14 protein-coding genes are annotated in these 15,583 nt (G+C 64.6%); 9 read left to right on the top strand and 5 right to left on the bottom strand.

Annotated features, from left to right (window positions below; translation table 11 throughout):
- The first annotated feature begins 23 nt into the window (after positions 1–23).
- The 4 genes from phoU to TQ38_RS14055 all read left to right on the top strand — a co-directional run bounded on the left by phoU (position 24) and on the right by TQ38_RS14055 (position 3,358).
- Complete coding sequence (gene phoU / locus TQ38_RS14070) at positions 24–722, top strand: phosphate signaling complex protein PhoU (RefSeq protein ID WP_043971257.1); 699 nt, start codon at positions 24–26, stop codon at positions 720–722.
- The gene (gene phoB / locus TQ38_RS14065) at positions 719–1,411 is read left to right on the top strand and encodes a phosphate regulon transcriptional regulator PhoB (RefSeq protein WP_043971255.1); all 693 of its coding nucleotides are present in this window, start codon (positions 719–721) and stop codon (positions 1,409–1,411) included. Before phoU ends, phoB begins: the two co-directional genes overlap by 4 nt.
- 116 nt (positions 1,412–1,527) lie before the next feature.
- On the top strand, positions 1,528–2,538 hold the full coding sequence (locus tag TQ38_RS14060) for an LLM class flavin-dependent oxidoreductase (protein WP_043971253.1): 1,011 nt from the start codon (positions 1,528–1,530) through the stop codon (positions 2,536–2,538).
- A 7-nt stretch (positions 2,539–2,545) separates the two neighbouring features.
- Positions 2,546–3,358, top strand: coding sequence for an IclR family transcriptional regulator (locus tag TQ38_RS14055; RefSeq protein WP_043971251.1), 813 nt, complete (start codon positions 2,546–2,548; stop codon positions 3,356–3,358).
- Here TQ38_RS14055 and TQ38_RS14050 read toward each other — a convergent pair.
- Positions 3,355–4,425, bottom strand: coding sequence for a glycosyltransferase family 1 protein (locus TQ38_RS14050; RefSeq protein WP_043971249.1), 1,071 nt, complete (start codon positions 4,423–4,425; stop codon positions 3,355–3,357). The two genes, TQ38_RS14055 and TQ38_RS14050, sit on opposite strands and share 4 nt — an antisense overlap.
- Positions 4,422–5,318 carry a UDP-2,3-diacylglucosamine diphosphatase gene (locus TQ38_RS14045; protein ID WP_043971248.1) on the bottom strand — a complete coding sequence of 299 codons (897 nt, stop codon included), beginning with the start codon at positions 5,316–5,318 and terminating at the stop codon, positions 4,422–4,424. Before TQ38_RS14045 ends, TQ38_RS14050 begins: the two co-directional genes overlap by 4 nt.
- Positions 5,319–5,541: 223 nt before the next feature.
- Here TQ38_RS14045 and TQ38_RS14040 point away from each other — a divergent pair, with 223 nt between their 5' ends.
- On the top strand, positions 5,542–6,228 hold the full coding sequence (locus TQ38_RS14040; protein ID WP_043971245.1) for a response regulator transcription factor: 687 nt from the start codon (positions 5,542–5,544) through the stop codon (positions 6,226–6,228).
- Positions 6,229–6,270: 42 nt separating this feature from the next.
- Here TQ38_RS14040 and TQ38_RS14035 read toward each other — a convergent pair whose 3' ends face one another.
- The 3 genes from TQ38_RS14035 to TQ38_RS14025 form a co-directional block, all read right to left on the bottom strand.
- On the bottom strand, positions 6,271–6,846 hold the full coding sequence (locus TQ38_RS14035) for a TMEM165/GDT1 family protein (RefSeq protein ID WP_043971243.1): 576 nt from the start codon (positions 6,844–6,846) through the stop codon (positions 6,271–6,273).
- Positions 6,847–7,168: 322 nt separating this feature from the next.
- Complete coding sequence (locus TQ38_RS14030; protein WP_043971241.1) at positions 7,169–9,853, bottom strand: TonB-dependent receptor domain-containing protein; 2,685 nt, start codon at positions 9,851–9,853, stop codon at positions 7,169–7,171.
- 90 nt (positions 9,854–9,943) lie between these two features.
- The gene (locus TQ38_RS14025; RefSeq protein WP_082057526.1) at positions 9,944–11,542 is read right to left on the bottom strand and encodes a hypothetical protein; all 1,599 of its coding nucleotides are present in this window, start codon (positions 11,540–11,542) and stop codon (positions 9,944–9,946) included.
- A 313-nt stretch (positions 11,543–11,855) separates the two neighbouring features.
- Here TQ38_RS14025 and TQ38_RS14020 point away from each other — a divergent pair, with 313 nt between their 5' ends.
- From TQ38_RS14020 to TQ38_RS14005, 4 genes are all read left to right on the top strand, one after another.
- Positions 11,856–12,230 carry a hypothetical protein gene (locus tag TQ38_RS14020; RefSeq protein ID WP_052505559.1) on the top strand — a complete coding sequence of 125 codons (375 nt, stop codon included), beginning with the start codon at positions 11,856–11,858 and terminating at the stop codon, positions 12,228–12,230.
- 254 nt (positions 12,231–12,484) lie between these two features.
- Entirely contained in the window at positions 12,485–12,829 is a 345-nt protein-coding gene (locus tag TQ38_RS14015; protein WP_082057525.1) for a TrbC/VirB2 family protein, read from the top strand.
- 11 nt (positions 12,830–12,840) lie between these two features.
- Positions 12,841–13,122 carry a type IV secretion system protein VirB3 gene (locus TQ38_RS14010; RefSeq protein WP_043971237.1) on the top strand — a complete coding sequence of 94 codons (282 nt, stop codon included), beginning with the start codon at positions 12,841–12,843 and terminating at the stop codon, positions 13,120–13,122.
- A 45-nt stretch (positions 13,123–13,167) separates the two neighbouring features.
- Positions 13,168–15,582, top strand: coding sequence for a VirB4 family type IV secretion/conjugal transfer ATPase (locus TQ38_RS14005; RefSeq protein ID WP_043971235.1), 2,415 nt, complete (start codon positions 13,168–13,170; stop codon positions 15,580–15,582).
- Position 15,583 lies beyond the last annotated feature (1 nt).

Genomic DNA, 15,583 nt, shown 5'->3' with positions numbered 1-15,583 from the left:
TGGTGATTTGACAGGGACACGTCATGGTCGATCATACCGTCAAGGCCTTCGATAGCGAGATCGGCCAGCTTCGCGGGCTCGTCGCCGAGATGGGCGGACTCGCCGAAGTCGCCATCCGCGATGCCATCACCGCGCTGGTCCAGCACGACGAGCAGCTTGCTGCCCAGGTCGTCGCCGCCGACGCACGGCTCGATGCGCTCGAAGCCGAAGTGGACCGCCTTGCGGTTCGTACCATCGCGCTGCGTGCGCCGATGGCCGACGATCTGCGCGACGTCATCGCCGCGCTGAAGATCTCCGGCGTCATCGAGCGTATCGGCGATTACGCCAAGAACATCGCCAAGCGCGTAAATGCGCTGGAAGGCCGCACCCGGATCGACCCGGTCACCCTGGTCCCGACAATGGCCGAGATCGCCGAGAGCATGGTGCGCGACGTCCTCAACGCCTACGGTTCGCGGGATGCCGCGCTGGCGGTTGAAGTCATCCGCCGCGACCAGAAGCTGGACCAGTTCTACAACACGCTGTTCCGCTCGCTGCTGACCCACATGATGGAGAACCCGGCGACGATCACCAGCGCCGCGCAGTTGCTGTTCATCGCCCGCAACCTGGAGCGCATCGGCGACCACGCCACCAACGTGGCCGAGATGGTCTACTATGCCGCCACCGGCGAGTATTGCACCGAGCGCGATTCGCTGACCGACGACACGACGGGCATGCTGGCATGAGCGCCAACGCTTCCGTCCTCGTCGTCGAGGACGACGTCGCCCTGTGCGAACTCCTCACCTGGAACCTGAGCGCGGAAGGCTACGACGTGCGCTCCACCGGCGACGGTGAAGAGGCGCTGGTGATGGTGCGCGAACAGGTGCCTGACGCCATCGTGCTCGACTGGATGATCGAGCAGGTGCCCGGTATCGAGGTCTGCCGCCAGCTGCGCAAGGATAAGGAAACCGCGCAAATCCCGATCATCATGGTCACCGCGCGCGGCGAGGAAGAGGACATGATCCGCGGCCTCAAGACCGGCGCGGACGATTATGTCACCAAGCCGTTTTCCCCGCGCGAACTGATGGCCCGGATCGAGGCGCTGCTGCGACGGGCGCGTCCGTCTCTTTCGGGCAGTGTGCTGTCGTGGGGCGATATCGAGCTTGACGCCACCAGCCACCGCGTCCGCCGTGCCGGCGAGGCGCTGCACCTGGGTCCGACAGAATTTCGCCTGCTGCGCTACTTTATGGAGCGCCCGAACCGGGTGGTTTCGCGCCAGCAGATCCTCGACGGCGTGTGGGGCATGGACTCCGATATCGACGAGCGCACGGTGGATGTTCACATCCGCCGCCTGCGCAAGGCCATCAACCGCGACGGCGATACCGACCCGATCCGCACCGTGCGCGCCGCCGGCTACGCGATGGACGTGGCCTGACCAACCGGCCTTCCCGGGCCTGTCTCGGGAAGGCCGTGCCACTCATCGCCCCGGCGCCTTGCCGCAGCGGAACCTGCGCCTAGACCTTTTGCCCAAGCACTGGGGAGAAGGCGCGCATGACTGGCAAGATGAGCTTCGGCTACCTTTACGACTTCCGTAACCCCGCACCATGGCGCCGCGATCCCGAGGCGCTCTATGCCGAGACGCTCGACGTCATCGCCGAAACCGAGGCGCTGGGCTTTGAGGGTGCATGGGTGCCCGAACACCATCTGGCCGATGACGGATACATGCCTTCGCCCTTGGTGACGCTGGCCGCAGTGGCCGCGCGTACTCGCCGCATGAAGCTGGGCACCGGCATTGCGCTTGGCCCCTTGTACGAACCGCTGCGCTTTGCCGAAGACTGCGCGGTGCTCGACATTCTGTCGGGCGGGCGGCTGCAACTGGGCCTCGCGATCGGCTACCGCGCCCGCGAATACGCGGCTAACGGGCTGGACTTCACCAAACGGGGCGCCCGCTTCGACGAATTCCTGCACCTTGTGCGCCGCCTGTGGGACGGCGAGACTGTGGACTTCGAAGGCCGGTTCTTCACCCTCAAGGGCGCGCAGGTCCGCCCGCTGTCCAGCCGGGGCCAGATACCGCTCTATATCGGCGGCTTCGCGCCCAAGGCCATGGAGCGCGTAGCGAAATACGGCGACGGCTACTTTGGCAACACCGAAATCTGGCCGCTCTATCGCCAGAAGCTGGAGGCCGAGGGCAAGGACCCGAAGCTCGCGAAAATCTGGATTCAGGGGTTGATGCTGGTCGTCGCGCAGGACAAGGCGGCTGCGATGGAGGAGCTTGCACCCTACTTCCTCCACGTCAACAACAGCTACGGCGCCTGGATGAACGAAGATCAGGCGATCGGACTGGAAGGGGCGGCCCTGAAGCCCATGGACCTCGATGCCTTCAAGGCTAGCGGCATTCTCCAGATTCTGACGCCCGAGGAAGCCATCGCCCATTTGCGCGGTTTGCAGGAAAAGGCGCCGGTAGAGCATTTCACCATGATGATGCCGCCCGGGCTTCCGGCGGAGCGCTTCCTCGCATATGCCGGGACCTTCGCGGAGCAGGTGCTCCCGGCATTTCAGTGAGGGCGGCTTGAGCGCGGAAGACCAGAACGCGGACGCAGAGAAGAGGGAGGAACGTCGCGGCGGTTCGCCCCAGTCGGTTACCCGCGTCATCCGTTTGCTGGAGGCTCTATGCGCCAGTACCGAGCCTGTATCGCTTGCGGATCTCAGTCGCCGTCTCGCGACGCCCAAGAGCAGCCTTGCGGCCCTGCTGCGCGGCTTGGCGGATGAGGATTTCGTCACTGCGGCCGAAGGCGCCTGGCGGCTGGGCCCCGGCGCGTTCGGGCTGGGCAGCGCGCTTACCGAGGCGAGGCGGCGCTTGCAAAGCTCCGATCTCGTGCGCGAGGGAATGCGCCGCCTGTGCGAGCGCAGCGGTGAAACGGTGCTGCTGGCCGTGGGCGATCAGGAGGGCGATCAGGTAACGTATGTGGACCTCGTGGAGAGCCGCAATGTCGTTCGCTATTCCGTCTCGATTGGTGACCGGCGGCCGTTCTACGCGACGGCTGGCGGACGGGCGCTGCTGTCGACGTGTTCGCCGGCGGCGGTGGACGTCTATCTCAAGCGCGCTGCACTTGGACAACTCGCACCGGGCACTGTGACCCATCCTGCCGCACTGGCGCAGATCGTCGATCAAGCCCGTGAACGGGGGTATGCGCAGACTGTGGACCAGGCGGCCGAGGGCGTGACCGGCTCGGCCAGCGTGATCCGCGATGCATCCGCCCGTGTGGTCGGGGCGCTGGTAATTGCAGCGCCCAGCGGCCGCGCTCAAGGCCGGCTGGACGAACTGGGAAGGCTGGTATTGGAAGAGGCTGCCGCGATTTCACGCAGCCTCGGTTTTCGTTAGGCGGCGGAAAGCAATCCGCGTTCGGCGTGTTGCAGGGCGCCTTCGATGGCAGCCAGGAACTGGTCGGTTGCGCGGTCCCACGAATAGAGGTTGCCCAGCGCCGCCGCATCGTTGCGCTCTGCCGTGAGCGCGCCCTCGATGGCTCGCGCCAGCGACGTATCGAGTGCTCCGGCCGCCCAGCCCACGCGGTGGTCGACCCCGCGCCCGTCGAGGCCGAGGATATCGATCGGGCCGGTGACCGGAAAGGCCGCCACCGGCGTGCCGCAGGCCAGCGCCTCGATGATTACCAGGCCGAAGGTGTCGGTCAGGCTGGGGAACACGAAGCAGTCGGCGGCGCGGTACGCGCTGGCCAGTTCTTGCCCGGAAAGCGAGCCAAGGAACAACACTTGCGGATAGCGGCGGCGCAGAGTTTCCAGCGCCGGGCCGTCACCGACGACGACCTTGCTGCCGGGCACGTCGAGATTGAGGAACGTTTCGAGGTTCTTTTCCGGCGCGACGCGGCCGACGTTGAGCAGCACCGGGCCGGGCAGGGCGGCCATGGCCGGATGGCGCGGGCCGTCGGGGCGGAACTGGGCATGGTCGATGCCGCGGCTCCAGGCCCGCGTCGGGCCGATGCCGCGCTCGGCCAGTTCCCCGGCGAGGCTGCGGGTGGAAACCATCACCGCCTGGCTTTCGGCGTGGAAGCGCTGGAGGATCGGCCAGAAATATTCGGCCGACAGCCCGGTGCGGACCGCAGCATATTCGGGAAAGCGGGTGTGGAACGCCGAGGTGAACGGCACGCCGCGCGACAGGCACCACCCGCGCGCGGCCCAGCCGATGGGGCCTTCGGTGGCGATGTGGACGATGTCCGGCGCCGCCTTGTCGAGCATTCGGCGCACGCCGAAGCGCGGCGCCATCGCCAGCCGGATCGAGGCATAGCCCGGCATCGGCAGGGTCAGGAAGCGGTCGGGCGTGACCGTCTCGACCTGATGCCCGCGCCGGGTCAGGTGATCGACAGTGGAGGTCAGCGAGCGGACGACGCCGTTGACTTGCGGCAACCAGGCGTCGGTTGCCAGCGCCAGCTTCACGCGCCCGTCTCCAGAACAGGCGCCTCCGCCAGCGCCCCGGGCATGACTGTGTGGCCGCCGGTCTCGGCGATCCAGTCGATGATCGCAAGGTTGCCGGTCAGGTCTTCCGCCAGCGCGGTGCAGCTTTCGACCCAGTCGCCATCGTTGTAATAAGTGATGCCGCCGAACTCACGGATCTCGGCGCAATGGATATGGCCGCAAACCACGCCGTCGAAGCCCCGGCTGATCGCCTCATTGGCGACTGCTTCCTCGTAGCTGCCGATGTACTGGACGGCGTTCTTCACCTTTTTCTTCATATAGGCGGAAAGCGACCAGTACGGCATCTTGAAGCGGCGGCGCACCGCGTTGAAAACGATATTGGCGCGCAGCAGCATGCCGTATGCCTTGTCGCCCAGGAAGGCGAGCCAGCGGGCATAGAGCACCACGCCGTCGAAAGCGTCGCCGTGGGTCACCAGCAGGCGCCGCCCGTCAAGCGTGGTGTGCACCGATTCCAGCGCCAGCTCCACACCGCCAAAGCTGAGGCCGGCATAGTCGCGCAGCATTTCGTCGTGGTTGCCAGCGATGAAGATCACACGGGTGCCGCGGTGGGCCATCTTGAGGATGCGGCGCACCACTTCGTTGTGGGCGTCGGGCCAGTACCAGCCCTTGCGCAGGCGCCAGCCGTCGACGATGTCGCCGACGAGGTAGAGCGTTTCGCATTCGACCGCGCTCAGGAAGTCCACCAGCATGGCGGCGTTGCAGCCGCGCGTGCCAAGGTGAATATCCGAAATCCAGATCGTGCGGTACTTGCGTTTGGGGCGGAAGCCCTTCGGCTCGGGGATGTCGAGCCAGGCCGGAATGCCGCTGCGGCGTTCGGCGTCACGGGCGAGAAGGGTGTCTACATTTTCGCGCATTGTCAGTCGTCCCCGGCTGTCTGCTCAGGGTCCTTTGCCATCGGGGCGTTGCGCGGGCGTGACGGTTGCGGGTCGGTTCGATGACATTGGCCAGCTCGTCTTTCGGGTTTCACCGCCATGTCATCGATATGTCACCCGTTCGTCACACTGGGGATGCAAAAGCCCGCCCGTGCGACGATCCATATGGGGGCCGTTCAGCCGGACGAAGGGCGATCAAGGGGCGATGCGGCGGATCGACATATTGCTGGCGAGCGAACTCTCCGGAGGAGCCGCAGGCGCACTGGCGCCTTTTCGGCACGACCAGTTCGACGTGGTGCTGCACCGCTGGACCGACTTTTCCGAGCTGCCTCTGATCGAGGGTGCGCTGTGGATTTTCATCGACTGGGTCCTGCCAGAAATGTCCGGTCTGGAACTGTGCCGGCGCCTGCGCGCCGATGCGCTGACGGCGCATGCGCATGTCACCATGGTGCTTGAGGAAGACAACCAGGAAGATCGCAAGCGTGCGCTGCGCATGGGGGCCGACGACTATATGGTCGGTCCGCTGACGCGTACTGCGCTGCTGGACCGGGTGCTGGGCGCCAACCTTGGCGAACAGGACAGCGCGGGCATTCGCGTGGTCACGCAGGGCGAATTAATGGTGGACGTAGCGGCCTTTCAGGCGCGCTTTCAGGGCAAGCCGATCTCGCTGATGCCCAACGAACTGCGCCTGCTGCGCTATTTCATCGAGCATCCCGGGCGGGTATTCAGCCGTACCCAGCTGATTTCCGCGCTGGGCAAACAGGAACCGCCGGTGGACGAGCGCACGGTCGACGTATGGATCGGCCGCCTGCGCCGCGCGCTCAAGGGCGTAGGAGCGGGCAATCCGCTGCGAACCGTGCGTTCGCTGGGGTATGTCTTCGATACGGTGTGAAGATCGCGCCGCCCCGGCTACTTCGGGACGGCGCAATCATCATCAGCCCAGCCAGCCGGCGGTCTGGGCCAGCAGCCACAGGCCGATCACCAGGAACAATAGCGCCGCGACCGTGCGCACCATGGTCAGCGACACCCGCTTGATAAGCTCGTTGCCCAGGAACACGGCCGGCACGTTGGCGATCATCATGCCGATGGTCGTGCCCATCATCACCGGGATCACGCTCTGGAAGCGTGCACCCAGCGCGATCGTGGCGATCTGCGTCTTGTCACCCATCTCAACCAGGAAGAAGGCGATTGCGGTCGCTACGAAGGGGCCGAAGCGGCTAGGCTTGGCGTCTTCGTTTTCGTCGAACTTGTCGGGGATCAGGGTCCATGCGGCCATCAGGATGAAGCTGGCGGCGACGAGGTAGCGGAACCACAGGCCGTCGAGGAACGAGGCCGCCTGCTCGCCCACGAGAGCGGCGAGGAAGTGGTTGGCGATCGTGGCGACGAAGATACCGCCCACGATCGGCCATGGCTTCTTGAAGCGCGTGGCCAGCACGATGGCGAGCAGCTGGGTCTTGTCGCCGATTTCGGCAAGCGCGACGACGGCGGTGGAGGTGAGCAGGGCTTCCAAGTCAGATACTCCGGGCCGGGCATAGACAAGACACAACGACGCATACGGAACCCGCCCGGCCGAGCGGAACCGCAAGCGTCATTGGTCTCGCCCGAACGGTTCGACCGTCCTCCTGCGCGCCATGGCCTCTCGGCCAAGTATGTTGACGGCAGAGCCCGCGCGAAGCCTTTGCAGGCCGGGAGCACGGGTGGCTACTCCCCAGATGACCCGCGCCCCTTACGCGCGCCATGCAGCCTTGTGAAGTGCAAAAAAAGGCCCGGGTGCATCGCTGCGCCCGGACCTTTCCAGTTAGCGTGGGAGGGCAGGTCCCTCCCGTTGGAAATCAGAAGGTCACGGCTGCCGAAAGCGCGAACACGCGGCCGACATCGTAGCTGTTGACCTGGATACGGCCGGCTTCGAAGTCCTGATATTCAAGATGCCTGCGGCCGGTGATGTTGCGGGCCTCGAACTTCAGTTCGACATCCTTGCCGGCCAGAGCGATGCCCTGACGCACGACGAAGTCCAGCGTGAAGCCTGGGTTCTCGAAGATATCGGGCTGGCCCGACTGGTTGAGACCGCGGCTTGTGGCGCGCTTGCTGGCATAGTTCAGCAGAAGCGTCTGCTGCGACAGCTTGCCTTGCTGTTCGAGGCCGATCTGCACGTTTGCGATATGCTCCGACTGCCCGGTAAGCGGGGCGCCGTTGCGGAAGTAATCGAGCGCATTGTTAGTGGAGGCGCCGTACACCTCGGTGGTGTCGCCTTCCTTCACTTTCAGCTTCGATTTGGTGTAGGTGTAGTTGGCCGAAATCAGGATACGGCGATCGGCGAAGGCGTCGAAGTACTTCTGCGCTTCGATTTCTGCGCCGTAGAGGTCGGCCTTCGGAGCGTTGGCGTAAGTGGTGACGAAATCGTTGCCCGGACGAACCAGGAACGTTTCGATCGGATTGTCGAGGCGCTTGAAGAACGCACCCAGCGAGACCTTGTCGCCACGGTTCATGTACCATTCGACGCGGGCTTCTGCGTTATACAGCTGGCTGTCCACGAGCAGCGGGTTGCCGCGGTAGCTGCGGTTGCTGTCGGGATCGAAGAACGTCTGGTACAGCAATTCACGGAACTGCGGGCGGGCAATCGTCTTCGATGCGTTGACGCGCGCCTGCAGACCTGGCTGGATCTCATAGGTCAGCGTCAGTGCGGGCAGCCAGTACTCGCGCTCGAGATTGGCGTCGGGGATTGCCGTGCCGGTGTCCGCGATGGGGACGACGCCGGCGAACTGATTGGCAAATTCCCAACGCACGCCAAGGTCGAACGTCAGCGCTTCGGTGAGAGAACCATTCAGCTTGGCGTACCAGGCATGGTTGTTCAGCTTGGCATCGAAGACGGCGCCCGCGAAGTCGATCTCGTTGGTGAGTAGGTGGTAATCGACCGCGCCGCCCGTTGCCTGATCGATGAAGAACATGCCCGGCTGGAACAGCACGTCAGGCCGGAGCAGGCCGAAGGCGCTAACCAGGCGAGTATCGCCCTGTGCGCGGATCTGGAAGGCCCGGCGCGAGGTGCGGCGATCGTTGAGTTGGTAGGCGTAGCCCACCGTGCCCGTCCAGCCCGGCGAGAAGCTGTGCGACAAGTCGGCACCGGCCGACCATACGTCTTCATTGAGGTTGGAGAAGGTGACTTCGGCATCGCCCTGGTTGCCGCCGTCGAGGCGGTTTATGAACGAGTCGCCGAACTGGCCGGAGTTGCTGCGCACGTATTGCAGCGAGATCTCGTAAGGCGCCTTGCGCTTCGAATTGGCGTAGCCGCCGCGAACGTCGAGTTCGGTATCGCCGCCCAACTTGAACTCGCCGACGATTTGGGTGTCCAGCAATTGGCGTTCGTAAAAGCCGGTGTCCTGGTTCATGTAGTCGATCGAGGGCGTGGCGTTCTGGTAACCCAGCGCCAACGCTGTGCGCTTGACGGTGTCGTGGATGTAGAGGTTCGTCCAGCGGATCTTGTTTTCGCCCCATTCGAGGCCGAGGCCGACCATCGCGTTGGCGACGATGCGGTTGTCCGTGACGATCTGCTGGAAGTCCTGCTCGCGGGTGTCGGGATCAAGGCCGGCCACGCGCTGCGTCGTGATATCCTTGGTCTGCAGAGTGTTCGAATAGCTGCCGGCGGCGATCACGCCCAGACGCACTTCGCCGATATCGACAAAAGTGCCGCCCGAGATGCTGCCCGAGAAGTTGACGGGCTGGTGATCGTCGCGCTGGATCACCCCATTGCGGCCGTTGATGAGGGTGCTGCCGATGGCGCGGGCCTCGTCACTGGTGCCATTGAGCAGCGTGCCGCTCTTCAAGTAATCCTTCATCTCGACCGACAGGTTGCGGTTGCCGTTGTCGTAGCCGGTCCAGTCGGTCTTGCTGCCGTAGTAGGTGTAGCCGAGCTTGTTCGTCGTCTCGGTATCCCACGAGGCGCCGCCGCCGACGGTCAGGAACGGCTTGTCGGGCACGGCGCGCGTGGTCAGGTTGATGACGCCGCCGCCGAACTCGCCGGGGAAGTTGACCGAATAGCTCTTCTGGACGAGCGAGGAGGCGATCATGCTGGTCGGGAACAGGTCGAGCGGAACCACGCGCTTGAGCGGCTCGGGGCTGGGCAGCGGCGAGCCGTTGAGCAGCGCCAGCGAGTAACGGTCGCCCAGGCCGCGGACGTAGACGTAGCCGTTACCGACTACCGACAGGCCGGTGACGCGGCTGAGCGCGCCGGCGATGTCGCCTTCACCGGTGCGGGCGATCTGTTCGGTGGACAGGACGGACACGACCTGCGGCGCGTAGCGTTGCACGTTGCGCGAACGCTGGCCGGTGACGAGAATTTCGCCGCCCGGGATCGACACGTCGGGTGCGTCGGCCTCTTCCGCGCCTTCCGGTTCCGCGATGGGCGGCGTGCCGGTGGCGGTGGGCGCTGTGGTGTCGGTGGTGGTGCTATCCTGCGCCCACGCCGCCATCGGCATGGTCAGTGCGCTGGAAAGCAGCAGCGCCGATACGAGCCGCTTGTTCATGTGGTGTCCCCCTGGAACAATAATTGATGCAAACGAGGGGGCGGCCTTCGCGGACCGCCCCCCCTTTTTTGTCGGCTAAGGGCGGATGCCTCAGGTGACGGGCAGCGCCGTGCAGCGCGAGTTGGAGCCCAGCTCTGCCGAAGCAGTGTCGCAGGTCCAGCCACGGAACCAGGTGTCGGTGGCGTCCTTGACAGCGCCGATGTAGGTCACCGTGTCGAAGTAGCTCGAGAGCGTCTTGATGTCGGCATAGGCAATAACGCCGGTTTCGTTTGTGCCGTTGACGAAAGTGCTCGTCAGCGTCGAGGTGAAAGCGGCATTGTTGTTGGTGCCGGCGCCGAACTGCGCCTGTACCTGCGGTGCGGTGTAGCTGCCGGTGCCGAGGAAGGCGCCGGTGCCGCCGCAGGTCATGGCCACCGAGAAGGCCTTGAGCGTAGCGGGAGTGGTGCCGGTGCCGTTGAGACGGATGCACTCGTCCTGCGGAGCAACGACAATGCCGTTGACCAGGGTCAGGTCGGCGTTGCCGCGCGCGAAGATTGCGGCATTGTTCGAGTTGTTGTTTACGCCCGGCTGGATGGCGGTGAAGTTGGCGACGACGCTCTTCTGGCGGGGCAGAAGCTCTTCGTTGCCGTTGCTGTCGACTTCCATCAGCGAGTCGCCGTCGGCGTTGCGCTGGGCGATCAGGACGTACTGGAAGTTGCCCTGAAGACCGCTGTCGATGTCGAGGCTGTCATCGTCGGCATTGACGGCGATGTAGTGCTTCACGTTGACCGCGCCGCCGAAGAATTCGGCGCCATCGTCCGAGCTGTTCACGCTCTGGATGTATTCCAGCGTGGTGCCAGTGCCGAGGCCTTCGCCGGTAAGGGCCTGAAGCTCGATGTTCGCGCCCAGGACGAATCCAGAGTAGCGGATCTGCACATAGCGCATGGTGCCGGCATTGTAGGCGTTGTCGCTGCCGCCGAATACGGCCGGGCTGGACGCGCCTTCGGTGTCGCGCTCGCAGGTCTGGTTGGTGGTCGAACCGCCGGCGGTGCAATCGGTCGTGATGCCGCGGCCCATGAGCACGACGCCGCCCCAGCGGCCGTCGGTAGCTTCGGTGGCGATGCCGCGCACGTTGTCATACGTGGTGAAGATGATCGGCTGGGCCAGGGTGCCTGCCGCGTTGATCTTGTTACCGCGGTTGACTGCCAGCCATGCCGGCTCGGCGCCGTTCTCGCCGTAGACGATGACGCCCGGTTCGATGGTGAGCGTGACGTTGGTGTCTGCGGTGAGCGAGCGGCCGCTGCAGCTGGCGGTGGTCGTCGCGCGCGGAGCTGCGGTGGTTGGGGTGGTCAGACCGCCGTCGCAGCCCACGTCAACGCGGCCGTTCATGCGGTAAAGCACGCCGGCAGTCTTCGGCAACGTCGTGCTGGCATCGATCAGGTTGGGCAAGGTGCAGACGCGCCATGTGCCTTGGGGCCCGGTGATGGTGCCGCTGTTGGTCAGGCCCTTGCTTGCGCCGATCGAGGGGCAATCCGAGGCCGCTTCGACCAGGCCGGTGCCAGGCGTGGGGGTCGGGGCCGGCGTGGGGGCGGGGTTCGTGATGGGAACGTTGATCGAGCCCGCGCCGGGCGAGGAAATGTCATCGGCTCCGCAGCCGGCAAGAGCGATAGCGCTGCAGCTCATAAGCAGCAGACCAGAAATTTTCTTCACGATGGATCCCCCGTGTTCAGGTCGAAACGAGGCGACGATTCCGCCTTCGTTGCCACCGGGCGTCTAAGGGGCGCGAATGACATTATGTTGGCGCTACGATGACACTAATGTGCAGTAATGCGACATCAATGTGACAAATCTGCTGTGATGAATGCCAAAGAGCTATCAAGTGCCACGGGCGCCGCTCGCGACTCGCGCTGTTGAGGCGATTCACGTTGTTATTGCAGTTTTATGACATATTCGTCATTTTGTTGATGGATCGGGGATTCGCGCAGACGATGTGAACAACGAACACGATAAAGGGAGAGTTGCCATGTCGCTTTCAGTCCTTCTCACAGCCGCGCTGCTGGGGCAGTCGGCTTTCTCGCTTGCCATAGACCGGCCGACGGCAGATGTGCCCGAAGTCGCTTATCGCGAACTTTCCGAGGGAAATTCACAGGCTGCGGTCCGCAAGCTTGAAGCGAACGGCGCGGCGCGGTCCGAAGATCCGGCGACCCTGATCAACTTGGGTGCGGCCTACGCCCGTGCCGGGCAGGGTGACCGGGCGCTGGCTGCCTACCGCGCTGCAGTGGCTACGCCCGAACGTTATGATCTTGAACTGGCCGATGGCACCTGGATGGATTCGCGCCAGGCCGCGCGCGCCGCTTTGAAAGGATTAACGGCTTCTCGTACCATGGCGGCCCGCTGATTCGTCGCAATCCCTTGCCGGGATACCGCAAACCGGTGAGGGATTGCTGCTGGAATATCCGCGATTAAAGGCATTTTACGCCGATATTTCAGTTATGAAATGCATCGGTCGAAAGGATAGGGTATTTTGTAACTGATGACGGATTTTTGAATTCGCAAACATTCTTGTGATACATGCCGGAACCATGACGGTCTGCCGCGCCATCGTCACACACCTGTCATCAAGGTGGCGCACTTGGCCGTCACACGGAGGACATGGTGATTCGATACGTAAAGTCTGACGGCCGCAAAACGCGCGGCTTTCTCTCCGCTCTGGGCGCCGCCCTCGGCCTTTTCGCACCTTCGCTGGCCCATGCGCAGGCTGTTGCCCAGGACCCGGCAGGTTCGGGGCCGATCGTAGCCGCACTCGGTTGGCTGCAGGGCACGCTGCTCGGTAATGTCGCTACGGCAGTTGCAGTCATGGCGGTTGCCGCCGTCGGCTTCATGATGCTGACTGGCCGGATGAACTGGCGCTTCGGTGCGACCGTCATCATTGGCGTATTCATCCTGTTCGGCGCCGGCGCGATCGTCACCGGTATCCAGTCCGCGGCAGTGGGCTGAGGGGCGGGCTGATGAGCCTGGCCCGCTACCCCGTGCACCGCGCGCTGACCCGCCCGCAGATGTTCGCGGGCGTGACGTATAGCTACTTCATCATCAACGCCGCGCTGACTACCGAAATTTTCCTTATTACCAAGAGCTTCTGGACAGTGCCGGCGGCGCTGGTGATCCACGGGGCCGGATATCTCGCGTGCCTGCGCGAACCGCGGGTTTTCGACCTGTGGATCGCCAAGGTCAGCAAATGCCCGCGCGTTGCAAACTGGCAGCGCTGGGGTTGCAACAGCTACGCGCCGTAACATCGAATACGCGCCGGCATCGAAACGGCGTGGGGGAACGACATAATGGCCAAGAGCTTCAAATCGCCGCTGAAGGGCTGGGGAGCGAAGGAAGTGCTCGCCGGTGAACGGCTGCCCTATGCCGCGCTGGTGGACGAGAACGTCGTGCGCCTGCGCGATGGCTCGGTCATGCTCTCGCTGATGGTGCCCGGGTTGGCTTTCGAGACTGCCGACACCGACGAACTCAACGCCCATGTCGCCACCCGCGAAGTGCTGCTGCGCTCCTCGCTCGATGCGCGCTTCGTGCTGTATCATCACGTTATCCGCCGCCGCGTGGAGATCGAGATGGACGGCCGGTTCGACGATTCGCTCGCGGCGCATATCGATGCACGCTGGCGTGCGCGCACGTCCTCGGGCGCGTTGTTCGTCAACGACCAGTTCATTACCTTGGTGCGCCGTCCCGCACGCGGCAAGGCGGGCTGGGCCGACAAGCTGTCGCGCATGATGAAGTCGAAAGCCGAATCGGTCGAGGCCGATCCCGGTGACGTTCGCGCGCTCAAGGCCGCTGCTTCGGCGATGGTCGCCTCGCTCGGTGCCTACGGGGCGCGGCTGCTGGGCGACTACGAGGGCGCGGCCGGCCAATGTTCAGAGGTGCTTGAACTGCTTTCGGCGCTCTACAACGGCGAAATGCGGCCGGTGCGCCGCCCCTCGGACGACACCGACATCGGCCACATGCTGCCGTATCGCCGCGCCAGTTTCGGCATGGACGCGCTGGAACTGCGCGGCGCGACCGGCGGCGGCTTCGGCTCGATTGTGTCCCTGAAGGAATACCCTGATTCCACCGCGCCGGGGCTTACGGACGCGCTGCTGCGTCTGCCCTGCGAACTGGTGCTGACCGAAACTTACGCCCCGTCCGACCGCCAGATTGCCCGTGAACGTATCGACCTTGCCGTGCGCCGCCTACGCAGCGCTGACGAGGAGGCGGCAGCTGAACGCCGCGAGATGTCCGCCGCGCGCGATGCCCTGGGCACCGGCGCAGTCGGCTTTGGCGATCATCACCTGACGGTTCTGGTCCGCGCCGATACGCTGGACCAGCTCGACGAAGTCACCGCTTCGTGTGCCGCTGCGCTGGCCGATGCCGGCGCGATCGCGGTGCGCGAGGATGTGAACCTCGAACCCGCATTCTGGGGCCAGCTTCCCGGCAACGAAAGCTTCATCGTGCGCCGCGCGCTGATTTCCAGCGCAAACATGGCCTGCTTCGGCAGCCTGCACGGCTTTGCCATGGGGCAGGCGAGCGGCAACCACTGGGGCGATGCGGTCACCCTGCTGTCGACAACCAGTTCGACGCCGTTCTTCTTCAACTTCCACCAGGGTGACCTCGGTAACTTCACCGTCATCGGCCCGTCGGGTTCAGGTAAGACGGTGGTCATGAACTTCCTTGCCGCGCAGGCACAGAAGTTCGCGCCGCGCACCATCCTGTTCGACAAGGATCGCGGCGCAGAAGTGTTCCTGCGCGGCATCGGCGGGAACTACAGCCGCATCGCGGCCGGCCACCCCACTGGTTTCAACCCGCTCTCACTGCCTGACACCGCCGCCAACCGTGCTTTCCTGCGCGACTGGCTAGGCGTGCTGCTTGCCGCGAAGGGGCCGGAGGAGCTTTCGACTATCGCGGGCGCGGTCGACGCCGCGTATCACAACGACCCATTGCTGCGCCGCCTGTCGCACTTTCGCGAACTGCTCGCCGGCGCGCGCCGTCCCGAAGCGGGCGACTTGGCGTCGCGCCTCGACGCCTGGCTGCAGGGGGGCGAGCATGGCTGGCTGTTCGATAACCAGCACGACCGTCTCGACCTGAGCCAGCGTGTTCTCGGCTTCGACATGACCGCACTGCTGGAAAGCCCGCGGCTGCGTACGCCGGTCATGATGTACCTGTTCCACCGCATCGACGAGCGCCTTGACGGCGAGCCGACGATGATCCTCATCGACGAGGGCTGGAAGGCGCTCGACGACGAGGTCTTCGCGGCCCGTATCCGTGACTGGCTCAAGACGCTGCGCAAGCGCAATGCGCTGGTGGGATTCGCCACCCAGTCGGCGCGCGATGCGCTGGATTCCAAGATCGCCACGGCCTTGGTCGAACAGACCGCGACGATGATCTTCATGCCCAATTCGCGCGCGCGGGCCGAGGATTACTGCGAGGGCTTCGGCCTGTCGCAGCATGAACTTGACGTCATCCGCACGCTGCCGGTGCATTCGCGCTGCTTCCTGATCCGTCAGGCCGATACCTCGGTGGTGGTGCGCCTCGACCTTGCCGGTATGCCTGAGGTTCTCACCGTGTTGTCGGGCCGTGAGAGCACTGTACGCAAGCTTGACCAGCTTCGTGAACGCTATGGTGATGCGCCGGAAGGCTGGTATCCGGTCCTGACTGGAATGCAGTGGCCGGCAGAGGGTGAAGGCGGCGAACTCTGGACCGAGGCGGCGGAGTAAG

Source organism: Novosphingobium sp. P6W (assembly GCF_000876675.2).
Classification (GTDB): domain Bacteria; phylum Pseudomonadota; class Alphaproteobacteria; order Sphingomonadales; family Sphingomonadaceae; genus Novosphingobium.
The sequence above is the reverse complement of the archived record's forward strand: the minus strand, read 5'-3'. Positions and strand labels throughout refer to the sequence as shown.